This window comes from Paenibacillus sp. FSL L8-0333 (assembly GCF_037965665.1).
Taxonomy (GTDB): Bacteria; Bacillota; Bacilli; order Paenibacillales; family Paenibacillaceae; genus Paenibacillus_AQ; species Paenibacillus_AQ odorifer.
Map to the genome: position 1 here is coordinate 1,610,677 of NZ_CP150186.1, position 12,931 is coordinate 1,623,607.

Below are 12,931 nucleotides of genomic sequence, written 5' to 3' on the forward strand. Positions count from 1 at the left end.
TGTTTTTCAATATTAATGATAGAAAAGAGGCTGAAGAAGATGAAAAATAAAGGAAAATTAGTTTTGTCCTTTCTCATGGCAACAGGATTTGTTATGACTTCAGCAGGCATTTATGTAGCAAATCCCGGTACTGGGTGGGCTGCGCCCGCTGATCAGGAGGTAAGTAAACAAGCTAAGGAGGGGCTTTCTATTTTTGAAAGCGTAACCAAAACAAACACAAACTTGACAGGTTGGCAAATAAAAGGAAAAGGTAAGTTGGCGGATACTGTTGAAGGGATTTTACTGACTTCCGATCCACAAGAAAATGTAATGGCAATCTCCGAAACGGTGTCAGAGGATTTTATCTATGAAGCTGATGTCATGATCAAGGATATGCAAGTGGACGCGACCTTATTGTTCCGTTCTAATGAAGATGGCTGGGGTTCCTACATGCTCCAAATTGTTCCGAATGCAGGTATGATCCGCTTACGAGACGCAAGTGATGGTGAAGGGAAATTAAAAGAGGAGCGGAAGGTTACTGTTAAGGCAGGAGAGATCTATCATCTCAAGGTAAAAGCAGAGGGTTCATCACTGAAAGTATATTGGGACAACGAATATAAATCTGTGATTGAGGTTCAGGATCATGCGTATCGTACTGGTAAGCTAGGGCTCAATGTATGGAATGGTTCTGTTTTGTTCCAAAATATTATCGTAAGCGACCTGAAAGGAAATCTGGGTGCTGTGGTTACAAATAAAGGACAATGGCAGCCTAATATCAACGGCAAAAAAGGAATGGCAGTAAACCAGATGAAGTCACAGCAAATTTATAATAAACAAGCTGCTGATTTTGTATATGAAGGAAATATATCTCTTCGTCCTGATTCTGTTGCAGCGCTCGCATTTCGTTCATCGGCTGATGGAACAAAGGGATATGAAGCATCCCTGACAAAGGAAGGAAATCAGGTTCGTGTAAGTTTGACGAAAGCTAACGGAGCAACAATTGCAAGTTCACAGCAAACCTATCCAAGTCAGACCGGAGCAAAACATCATGTAGAGATAAAGGCGAAGGGAAACAGAATTCAGGTCTTCCTAGACGGATACACCCCGGCTGCGATCGATCTAACAGATAAAACCTATACCGATGGATATGCAGGAATCGTCGTTAAACAGGGAACGGCTTACTTCCAGGATACCTATGTGACGGATGCCAGCAGTTATTATAATGAAAAATATCGTCCTCAATACCACTATACGCCAATTCGTGGTTCTGCCAGTGATCCTAACGGACTTGTCTACTTCGATGGAGAATATCATCTATTCCATCAGGACGGAGGCACATGGGCACATTCTGTCAGTAAAGATATGCTGAACTGGAAGCGCCTTCCGATTGCGCTGCCGTGGAATGATCATGGGCATGTCTGGTCTGGATCAGCTGTGGCAGATTTGACGAATGCATCAGGTTTGTTCGGGGATTCAGGAGGCAAGGGGCTGATTGCCTACTACACTTCCTATAATCCCGATGGCCCGAATGGGAATCAGCGTATCGGTCTTGCATACAGCAAGGACCAAGGTCGTACTTGGGAATATTCCAAGACGCGTCCTATGGTTATCGGAAATCCAGGCGATAATGGAGGGCAGCCCGGAGGTTGGGATTTCCGTGATCCGAAAGTGATTCGTGATAACGACAATAACAGATGGGTAATGGTTGTATCCGGTGGAGATCATATTCGTTTCTTTACTTCAACAAATCTACTTGATTGGACCCTAACAGATAGCTGGGGATACGGGGAATATGTTCGCGGCGGTGTATGGGAATGTCCGGATTTGCTTCAGCTTTCGGTAGACGGAACATCACAGAAAAAATGGGTTCTGATGATTAGTACAGGAGCGAATTCAAAAACAGGCGGATCAGATGCTGAATATTTTGTGGGTCATTTAACAGCGGAAGGTAAATTCGTTAATGATAATCCAGCAGGGAAAGTTTTGCGAACAGATTTTGGAAAAGAATTCTACGCTTCAATGTCTTTTTCGAACATGCCAGATCATCGCAGCGTAATGATGGCGTGGATGACAAACTGGGACTATCCGTTTGCTTTTCCAACAACCCATTGGAAAGGCGTACTGTCAATCCCAAGAGAAGTCTCATTAGTAACGACAAAAGATGGGATTCAGCTCGCTCAAAGTCCGATCAAGGAGTTGGAATCGCTGCGTAATCAGCTGTATTCTACTGCTAACAAAGAGGTGAGTCCTTCTTCTCAGAATCTATTGAAAGGGGTTACCTCTGGTGCATACGAAATTGAAGCTGAAGTAGAAATTCCAGCAGGTAGTCAGGTTAGTGAATTTGGCTTTAACGTTCGTGTAGGGGGAAGTCAGCAAACGGTTGTTGGATATAAACCTAGTGAGGGTCGGATTTTCGTGGATCGGTCTGCATCTGGTTTGACGGATTTTTCGAATCTATTTAGTACAAGACATGAAGCGGCAATGCAAACGGAGAACAAGCGAGTTAAGCTGCGTATCCTTGTAGATGAGTCTTCTGTTGAGGTTTTTGGCAACAACGGTAAAGTTGTTTTCTCTGACGTCATTTTTCCGGATCCAGCCAGCAGAGCTTTGAGTTTTTACACCAAAGGAGGCAACGTAAAAGTCGTATCTCTGAAGGTGAATCAGTTAGGCTCTGTATGGAATCAGGAGACGGGCTCAGCTACCAAGATAATGATGGATACAAGTGATCGCGAACTGAGCAAGGGGCAAAGCGACATACTTTTGGCGATGGTAGAGAATGGTACCGGTAATGGGGCACAGCCGCTTAAATGGAATTCCAGTAACAAGGATGTAGTTGAACTAAACGTGGTGGATAAATCCCAGGCAACCCTTGTAGCTAAAAAAGAAGGCGAGTCTATCATTACCGTCTCTACTCCAAATGGGAAGACATCAGCTAGCTTATTAGTTAAGGTATCTGGGGGTGAATTTCATACGAACTTAAGCGGGTGGACTAAAGATCTATCTGCAGCCTCCTGGGTCATTGGTGAAAATGGGATTCGTGGAAATTACTTGAGTGACGCGAATTATATCGCAGAGAAGCAGGCAGGAGATTTTACTTATGAAGCAGATATGATGTTAGGGAAATCCGGAGGAGCAGGCTCTATGTTGTTCCGTGCCAGCGAAGATGGACGCAGCGGATACTACTTAAATCTGGATCCGAATATGAAGTCCATCCGTCTGTTTTATAAAATCGACGGCCGTATTGAAGAGCGTCAGATTCTAGCAAAAGTTCCGACGTTCATTCAGCCGGGTCAAACCTACAAAGTGAAAATCGAAGCGAAGGGCCCGCATATCGTGGTTTATGTGGATGGGCAGAAAGTCATCGACCTCCAGGACGGCACATTTGCCGAAGGCCGCTTTGGACTACATGTATTTGGCGGAAATGCTTCATATCAAAACGTTAACGTGAGCGGAGAAACACCTGCCAATTTAACCACTTCCAGTCTAGTAAATGCAGAACTACAGAAATCCCTTTATACAGCAAATCTCGCAAATGGTGAAGCTGTTACACTGAAGGATGCAAATGATTCTACGGATCAGAAGTGGGTATTCGTGCCGACGGGGGACGATGCAGGTTCTTATTCTATTCGTACAACAGCCGGTCAGGCGCTTGATCTCGACACAGGGCAAAATAAAATCCAGTTATACCCTTATCTTGGATATAACAATCAGCGTTGGATTTTTCACAAGAATGATGATGGTACCGTAAGTATTATTTCTGCTCATCATAAGAAAGCGCTGGAAGTATCGGCGGATGGGACGACACTGTCTCTAAGCGAGCTTGATCCTACTCTTGATCGACAAAAATGGGTAATTACCAATTAACCTGAGGAAGATAGAAGCAAGGGAAGGGGGGAATAGCGTGTCTAAAAAGCAACTTGTCTGCGGATGAGTTGCTTTTTGTTTTGGCTGCATTTTATGTATTGACGGATATTGGAAATGTAAGTAGAATGTAAATTAGTTAAAACCTTAAAACTTTTGTAAAGAATTTTGGTGTTCTTGATAAAGGCAAAGCTGACATTCAGTGTGCAATTTTCAATCAGAACATAGAAATATCACGAAAGGTAAGGTTTTTTTATTTACCTAAAAAGTTTAATCGTTTAAACTTTCGGGTGACGGAGGTATGGAAGCTAAGATGAATATACATGATGTAGCCAAAAAGTCGGGACTCTCTGTAGTGACCGTATCCAGGGTGCTTAACAATTTACCCTCTGTACGGGAAGCTAATAGACAGAAAGTGCTGAAAGCTATGGAGGAATTGAATTATCAGCCCAATTCAGCAGCGCGGAGTCTTGTGAGGGGCAAAACGGGAGTCATCGGGATGTCGATTACCAACTTTAACGACTCTTTCTATGACCGGGTTATTCGCGTGGTGAACCGGAAGCTGGCAGCGCAAGGGTATTTTTTAGCCCTATCGATCGCCGAGAATGAGGATGAGGGCGACAATTTCCTGTTTCAGAAGGATCGCGTTGACGGAATTATCCTGTTGTCCCCACTTGAAGAAAAGGCATATGTAGAGGAACTGAAAAGAAAAAACATTCCGTTTGTATTGCTGGATAACCAGTTTCAGCATGAGGATGTGCCTAGCGTCGTGGTCGATAACTATCAAGGCGGGTATGAGGCTACAAAGCACTTGATCGATCTTGGGCACACTCAAATTGCCTATATTGGCGGCCCTTCGGTATTTCTAAGTGTAGCGGAGCGTAAGCGAGGTTATGTCCAAGCGCTCGAGGATGCCGGGTTAACGCCATTCGGAACGGAATACTGCAGCTTTACAGTAAGCGGCGGCTATGAGGTGGCCAAGAGATGGATCCGCGAAGATAAGCTGCCGACAGCTTTTTTTTCCGGGGATGACTTTATTGCTCTTGGAATGGTTCAGGCGCTCCGGGAAGAGGGAATTCGAGTACCCCACGATATCTCAATTGTTGGATTTGATGATCAGCAGTTCGTAGGTGAATTTTACCCGCGGTTGACGACTGTCAGACAACCTGAGGCACAAATGGGCAATATAGGCGTTGATTTACTACTAAAAATGATCAATGGGGAGGTGATGCCGCCCGCTGTAACGAAGCTCGCTCCGCAGCTACTCATTCGTGAATCCACCGCATCTGTTAGATTACCTTGAATTTTAGGAGTGAAATCATCCGTGAAGTATTTTTTGGGAGTTGATGCAGGAGGCAGTAAAACCCACGCAATGATTGCAGATGAACAAGGGAAGGTCATCGGAGTTGGCAAGGGTGGGATCGGAAATCATCAAATAAACCGTGAGCAGGCGGTGAACAGTTTGCAGCAGGCCCTATCGGAAGCAATTATGGCGTCAGGGCTGACCAAGGATCAGCTGGATTACTCCTGGTTCGGCTTAGCGGGAGCGGACAGAGAGGCTGATTTCCGGATTTTGCGACCGATCATCAGCAGCTTTGATCTTCCCCAAACTGAGATTTCCTGCGATACATGGATAGCCTTGCGGTCAGGTACAGAGAAGAACTACGGGATCGTGCTGATTTGCGGATCGGGCGTGAACTGTAGTGGTAAAAATCCGTTGGGTGCTACATACCAATGTGGTGGATTCGGCTACCGGTTCGGGGATTATGGCGGTGGCTATGATTTAAGTATTGAGGTATTCCGTAGCGTCCTTCGGGCGGATGAGGGAAGAGAGAAGGAGACGGTCCTAACCGAACGCTTAACGCAATTGTTGGGCTATTCCAATGTGTCGGAATTAAGAGAGGATTACCTGGATCATTTCAGAGACCTGCCTCCCCATATTGCTGAACTATTATTTCAAGCGGCAGAGGAAGGGGACCAGGTTGCCACCGAGCTGCTGGTCAAGCAAGGGGATGAGCTGGGTTTGGCCGCGGTATCGGCCATCCGTCGCTTGGGCATGGAGGAGGACTTCTTCGACATCGTACTTGCAGGCAGCCTGCTGACAAAGGGAGACCGCTCAGGCATCATCCGGCGGGCCATTGAGAGAAGAGTGAAGTTGTCGGCTCCGAATGGCACTTTAAGGATTTTGACCCGGGAGCCGGTTGTAGGATCGGTCGTTCTGGCTATGGAAAGCAGCGGTATGCGTGTAGATCAGAAGGTTCTAGATAATCTATCACAGGGGAAAGTACCGAACACAATAGGCTAGTTTTTATAAGACCAAAATGAAAAAGATGAAGGAAGGGTCTATCATGGAGGAAACATTGAAGCTGGTTGTCATCGGAGCGGGATCATCGTATACGCCTGAGCTTATTGAAGGCATCATCCTGCATCACCAAGAGCTTCCCATCCGCGAAGTATGGCTGGTGGATATTGAGGAGGGAAGGGAGAAGCTGCATACGATTGCAGAACTGAGCAAACGCATGATCGCTGAGTCCGGACTGCCGATTACCGTGGTCCAGACGTTGGAACGCAGGGAAGCCATTGCCGGAGCGGACTTTGTATGCACGCAAATCCGGGTAGGCATGCTGGAAGCGCGCAAATGGGACGAATTAATTCCGCTTCAATACAATGTCATCGGCCAGGAGACGACAGGTCCCGGAGGGATGATGAAAGGCCTACGGACCATCCCGGTCATTCTGGATATTTGCAAAGACATTGAGGAGCTGGCTCCGGATGCCTGGTTGCTGAATTTTACGAATCCGGCCGGTATGGTGACTGAAGCTGTTCACAAATACTCATCGGTAAAAAGCGTAGGATTGTGCAACTCACCGATCGGTTTTCAAAAGTGGCTCTCCGAGTTCTTCGGACTTCCTATGGAGAAGATCTACGCGGAGTTTGTCGGCATCAACCATCTGCACTGGGTATCCGATATCGTGATTGACGGTAAAAGCAAGCTGCAGGAGCTCATTGATTACCCGCAGAGCTACAAGGCGAGCAATGTGCCGTTTGATTCCTGGGACTACCGGTTTCTGAATGCTTTGAAAGCGATTCCCTCTTATTACCTGAGCTATTACTATATGACGGACGCGATGCTTGCGGAACAGAAGGAAGCAGCAGCAACGACTGGATCGCGCGCTGAGGTAGTGAAGAAGGTGGAGGAAGAGCTGTTTGAACTGTACCGGAACGTAGAGCTGAAGGAAAAGCCCAAGCAGTTGGAACAGCGCGGCGGAGCCTACTACTCGGAGGCGGCAGTGCTGCTGATGCGCTCCATTTATAATGATTCCCGCGATATCCAGACGTTGAATGTAAGGAATAACGGAATTATTGACTTCTTGCCGGACGATGCCTCCATTGAGGTGAATTGTATGGTCACCAAGCAAGGTCCGCTGCCGATTCCGCTGCGCATAATTCCTCAGCCCGTAAAAGGCTTGCTGGCTGCAGTCAAACAATACGAGAGCCTCACCATCGAAGCGGCTGTGCACGGAGACCGGGATATAGCCCTGCAGGCTATGGTTCATCATCCGCTCGTGCCTTCGGTCACCGTAGCTGAACAACTGCTGGATGAAATGCTGGAGAAGAACAAATCGTTGTTGCCGTTGTTTCACTAGAATCGTCCAGAGGAGGAAAAGCGGATGAACACGGCCGAGAAACCGCGTAGATGGAAGAAATTTATCAGTCAATTGGATTTGCAGTCCATGGTTTGGCCGGGAATTATCTTTGTATTCATTTTTAGCTACATTCCGATGTATGGCGTGGTTATGGCATTCCAGCAATACGATATTTTTGGCGGCATTATGAAGAGCCCCTGGGTTGGATTTATGCATTTCAGAATGTTCTTCGAGGCGCCGGAGTTCTGGAATGTGATGCGAAATACCCTTGTGATCAGCTTGCTTAAATTGATTATCTCTTTTCCTGCCCCGATTCTTCTTGCGCTGATGCTGAATGAAATCGGGAATATGGGCTTTAAACGTATTATCCAGACCGTCAGTTATTTACCTTATTTCCTGTCCTGGGTTATAGTATCCGGTTTTGTATTTTCGCTGTTATCCGTTGACAACGGGACGGTGAACTATGTGCTGGAGCGATTCAATCTGGTAGGGGAACCAGTTAACTTCCTGGCGTTACCCAAATACTTCTGGTCGATTCTAGTAAGCGTAAATGTGTGGAAAGAGGTCGGATTCGGGAGCATTGTCTACCTGGCCGCGATTGCAGGCATTGATCCAACCCTATATGAGGCCGCTTCTATAGATGGAGCAAGCCGGTTTAAGCAAATTCACTTGATTACACTCCCCAGCATTACCCCCATTATCATCATCTTTATGATTCTTGCCATCGGCAGTCTGCTCAGTGCGGGCTTCGAGGACATTTTGCTGCTGGCAACCAATCCAATTCTGCGACCCTACTCCGATGTTATCGACACCTATGTGTACCGTGTTGGGATTTTAAATGCCAGATTCTCTTATGCGACAGCGGTAGGGCTATTCAAGGCGGTGATCAGTGTCATTCTGCTAGTGACGGCCAACAAAATCGCTCGCCGGGCAGATGTTAGTCTCTGGTAGTACTACTACTCATAGCGAATGCTTCCGATGCTCCATAAACCTTTTAGGAGGGGTGAACAATGAGACTAAGCCTAGGCGACAAAATCATGCAGCGGAGTATGTATATCCTTTTGACGCTGCTGGCGTTACTCATGCTATACCCGTTTTGGAATGCGCTGGTCATTTCCTTTAATCTAGGGAGCGATACGGCGCTCGGTGGTGTAACCTTGTTACCGAGAGCTTTTACTCTGGAAAATTATTATATTGTGTTTCAGGATCAACGCCTGCTGAATTCTTTTCTGATCACCATTCTTAGAACGTTATGCGGCACGGCATTGTCTGTCTTTTTCACGGCACTGTTAGCCTACGGAATGTCCAAGAAGACATTGCTATTTCGAAAACAATATATGGTGTTCTTCATGATTACGATGTTCTTCAGTGGAGGGCTCATCCCTAGTTATTTACTAGTTCGCTCTTTGGGTATGCTGGACACCTTTTGGGTGCTGATTATCCCCGGCATCATCAGTGTCTGGAACATGATTGTCATCCGCACCTTCTTCCACGCTCTGCCGGAGGGGTTGGAGGAATCGGCCAAAATCGACGGCAGCAGCAACTACGGCATTTTTTTCCGAATCGTCATTCCCGTCTCCGGTCCGGTGCTGGCCACGATTGCCTTATTCACCGCAGTAGGTTACTGGAATGACTGGTTTACGGGAGCGATCTATATTACAAAGGATCACTTGCTTCCTATACAGACCCTGCTGCGCCAGATTATGAACTCCAACATCATGACCCAAATAGGCTCATCGAATGCTATCGCGCTGGATCATATGAACCGAAATCGGACGATTACCACGAAGTCACTGACTATGGCTACGATGATGATCGCTACCATTCCAATTATCCTGACGTATCCTTTTCTCCAAAAGTACTTTGTTAAGGGCGTAATGATCGGTTCGATGAAAGAATAGCAGTCTCCATATTATGTAGAAAGAAGGGAAAAGATGCGCAATCGTATGAAATGGGTATCTCTTTTGCTGACTTCACTGGTGCTTCTTCTCGCTGCCTGTAGCGGAGGAGGAAATTCTAACACTTCACCAACCACAAGCGAGAAAAATCTGAATACTGAGGCCGCCACAGATGACGGCAGCGGGATCAAGCCCGTCACCTTCAGCTTCTATGGAAACTATGACTGGCTTACGACATCACCATGGGGGGATAATGAGGCGACAAAATGGATTCAGGAGAACCGTAAGGTTACTGTTGAACCCATACAATCCGGAGGAGCGGCCGGAGAAAAGCTCAACACGATGATCGTCGGCGGTGATTTACCGGATGTCATTTTTACTGACCGGGGATCGTCAGTGGAACGGCTGGTGCAGGCAGGACAACTCGTTGCGCTGGATGATTACTATGAGAAGTATCCGAACTTCAAGAAATATGTGAAGGAATCCACCCTGAATTTGCTCCGTTCAGAAGACGGGAAAATCTATCAAATTCCGAACTGGTATACATCCGGGCAATTCGGCAACGGCGGATGGATGGTGAATAAAGATATTTATAACGAACTCGGCAGACCGTTGCTGGAGACCTTTGATGATTTGTATCAATATTTGCTTAAGGTGCAAGAAAAGTATCCGGATGTAGTACCTCTGGAGGTTGGGGAGAAGGGGGCAGGTCTGGAAATTATGTATGGTGGTTTTAAGGAGAACTCCACCAGTAAGTTCATTTCACTCATGGGATATCCGGATGGCGACAAGCTGTCATCTATCTTGGACGATCCCGCTTACGAGGAGATGGTGCTGTATATTAATAAGCTGTATCGTGAACGGCTGATTACGCAGGATGCTCTGCAGCAAACCCAGGATGCGGTCAAAGAAAAGGTCAATACCAACCGGGTAGCAGTCATGGTCGAATCCAATATCACTACGTATGGAGCCGAGGGACACCGGGCACTGACAGCGAATAATCCGGACAGCGGTTATGAGATTATATGGCCGATTCATAAAGCCGGTCTAGACAAAACACAAGTGTTTGTAAGCGGCTTTGAGACGCTGGGTTGGAACGTTAATGTCATTACGAAAAAGGCCAAGGATCCAGAGGCCATCTTCGCTTATTTTGACTGGATTACGGGTCCGGAGGGACAGAAGGTGCTTTTCTTCGGTCCTAAAGGCTTGTACTGGGATGAAGAGGATGCGGACGGAGCGCCAATCCCGAACGAGAAATACAAGACGACTCCTGCTAACGAGCGCACGGAAACGATGCGGAAATTCGAGGACTTTAACTGGGCGGGAAATACAACCTTTATTGATACGGCGAAAATGAGCCTCGAGGCGCTGCTTTCCGCGAACCAGAAATCCTGGGAGACCGTGGCGCAGTCCACGGTGACCTGGAAAACCGCGTTGGATATCACGGAGTTTGTAAATACCGATCCGATTCCGGATACGGAAATCGGCATCATCGCACAGAATATCGGGGATATTTATACCCTTGCTTACGCCCAGATGGTTCAGGCGAAGTCGGATGAAGCGGTGCTGTCGGCGCTGGAGACAGCTAAAAAGAACACCGAAAAAGCGGGGCTGGCTAAGCTGCTTGAATTCAGAACCGAAAAATGGCAGGAAAATGTTAAGAAAATCAACGCGACGAAATAAGACTATTTATAAAATCTTATACTAGTGGAGGCGAGATTATGGCATTTGCGTTGAGTTCGAGGTTCATAGCACTGTTAAGCATCGTGTTGGTTTCTTCGATAGCCGGTGGTTCCGTTCCTGTTATGGCCGAGGAGAGTAACCCCCCTTTCGAAACGGAAGTTATTGTACGGACCGTAAACCAGTTTAAGAACATGACGGATGTCCAGAATTTCATCGCGATGTCTACAAGCTATGGCGTCGATGTTATTAGCATGAACGTGAAGCAGGATGAAGATGATGAGGTTCCGTCTGGAAGTGTATTTTATCAGAGTGATATCGCACCAATTGCCCAAGGCTACCAGAATTTCGACGCCCTGCAGGCTGTCATTACGGCAGCCCATGCTGCAGGAATCAAGGTTCATGCCTGGATTCCGCAGTTCCATGATCAGCAGGCCTTCCTGGAGCACGATGAATGGCAGATGCAGGCGCTGGTTGACGGGGTTCAGACTCCGTTTACAGGTTCTAACGGCAACGAATACTTCGTCAATCCGATTCACCATGAAGTGCAGCAGTATGAGCGTTCCATTATTCAGGAAGTGATCGAGAATTATGATGTGGATGGCGTTGTGCTGGATTGGATCCGCTTCGACAATTACAACATGGACGTCAGTGATTACACGGTTACGAAGTATCAGGCGCAGTTCGGGTATTCACCGCTCAGCATTGACTTCGAGACGGATTCTCCTCAGAGAGAGCAGTGGAATGAATGGAGGACCGATCAAATTGGACAGTATGTGGGCGATATCCGTCAGGATATCACCCAGTCCTCGAAGCCGGATGTGCAGCTCGGCGTGTATATTTTGCCGCCAGAATTCATTGAAGTTGGGCAGAATGTAGCCAAATTCAAGGATGATATCGACTTTGTTGCACCAATGGCGTACTTTGATGACTGGGAGTTCAACAGTGATTGGGTATACAGCACTTCCTACGGCATCCTGAAGGATACGAGCGACCGGATTAGCGGCAGTGACGTGGAAATTGTTGCGACGCTGGATAATGACTGGACAGATGATCAATATCAGGAGATTTACAAGGGAATCCGCGAGAATTATCCAGGTGTGAAGCGTCTGTCGTTCTTTGCTTACGGGGCCTGGCCAGAAGATGAGCTAGCCAATATCAAAGAACGTGAAACCTGGCCTACGACAGGCTGGACGCCTCCGGTAGAACAAGACTATCCGGCTCAATTACCAACAGGATGGAAGGCGCGGAATATCGGTTCCATGCCGGGGAACGTTACCTACAATTCTTCCAATAAGCAATTTACACTCAGCAGCAGCTCTACGGATATTTGGGGAAATGGAGATCAACTAAATTATATATACCAATCCGTGCGAGGCAATGCGGAGATTATTGTTAAAGTGCAGTCCACTAGCCGATTGGACGGCTGGGCCAAGGCCGGCATTATGATTCGGGAGTCGCTGGGTCATAATTCGAAGCATGCAGATATGATGCTTACCCCCGAAAATGGGGCAACCTTCCAGTATCGTGCAGAGACTGCCGGCAATATGGTTGATCAGACTGCGGCTGCCTCGGCTCCAAGATGGCTAAAGCTGACCCGAAGTGGAAATACCTTCAAAGGGGCTATTTCGACGAACGGGAATAACTGGCAAACGGTCGGAACTGTTCAGATTCCGATGAACCGCAAGGTGTATATTGGCATAGCACTTAGCAATCCTGGGGATGACTCGAGGAATAAGGCTGTGTTTGGAAATGTGAAGATTACGGATTAAGCTTAATACAAGGGCACCGGTTCTTATTTATCCGGGGGAGTTTTCGTTTATCAGGTTAACCAGAAATATCTGGTTAACCTTTTTTATTTCGGTA

At 47.0% G+C, this 12,931-nt stretch carries 8 protein-coding genes; all 8 read left to right on the forward strand.

Going from position 1 to position 12,931, the window contains the following annotated elements:
• Positions 1-39: 39 nt before the first annotated feature.
• The 8 genes from NYE72_RS07075 (at position 40) to NYE72_RS07110 (ending at position 12,837) form a co-directional block, all read left to right on the forward strand.
• A complete protein-coding gene (locus NYE72_RS07075; protein WP_052096862.1) occupies positions 40-3,843 on the forward strand; it encodes a GH32 C-terminal domain-containing protein in 3,804 nt (1,267 codons plus the stop codon).
• Positions 3,844-4,153: 310 nt separating this feature from the next.
• Positions 4,154-5,143 carry a LacI family DNA-binding transcriptional regulator gene (locus NYE72_RS07080; protein WP_244886434.1) on the forward strand — a complete coding sequence of 330 codons (990 nt, stop codon included), beginning with the start codon at positions 4,154-4,156 and terminating at the stop codon, positions 5,141-5,143.
• A 21-nt stretch (positions 5,144-5,164) separates the two neighbouring features.
• Positions 5,165-6,145 (forward strand): BadF/BadG/BcrA/BcrD ATPase family protein, encoded by a 981-nt coding sequence (locus tag NYE72_RS07085; RefSeq protein ID WP_036675810.1) that lies wholly within the window; start codon positions 5,165-5,167, stop codon positions 6,143-6,145.
• Positions 6,146-6,188: 43 nt separating this feature from the next.
• Positions 6,189-7,487 (forward strand): 6-phospho-beta-glucosidase, encoded by a 1,299-nt coding sequence (locus tag NYE72_RS07090; RefSeq protein ID WP_038569389.1) that lies wholly within the window; start codon positions 6,189-6,191, stop codon positions 7,485-7,487.
• A gap of 24 nt (positions 7,488-7,511) precedes the next feature.
• On the forward strand, positions 7,512-8,438 hold the full coding sequence (locus NYE72_RS07095) for an ABC transporter permease subunit (protein WP_036675807.1): 927 nt from the start codon (positions 7,512-7,514) through the stop codon (positions 8,436-8,438).
• Between the two features lie 59 nt (positions 8,439-8,497).
• Positions 8,498-9,388, forward strand: coding sequence for a carbohydrate ABC transporter permease (locus NYE72_RS07100; RefSeq protein ID WP_036675805.1), 891 nt, complete (start codon positions 8,498-8,500; stop codon positions 9,386-9,388).
• 33 nt (positions 9,389-9,421) lie between these two features.
• Entirely contained in the window at positions 9,422-11,068 is a 1,647-nt protein-coding gene (locus NYE72_RS07105) for an extracellular solute-binding protein (protein WP_038569391.1), read from the forward strand.
• Between the two features lie 38 nt (positions 11,069-11,106).
• Positions 11,107-12,837: a family 10 glycosylhydrolase gene (locus NYE72_RS07110; RefSeq protein WP_038569392.1), complete on the forward strand. Its 1,731-nt coding sequence runs from the start codon at positions 11,107-11,109 to the stop codon at positions 12,835-12,837.
• The last annotated feature ends 94 nt before the right edge of the window (positions 12,838-12,931 follow it).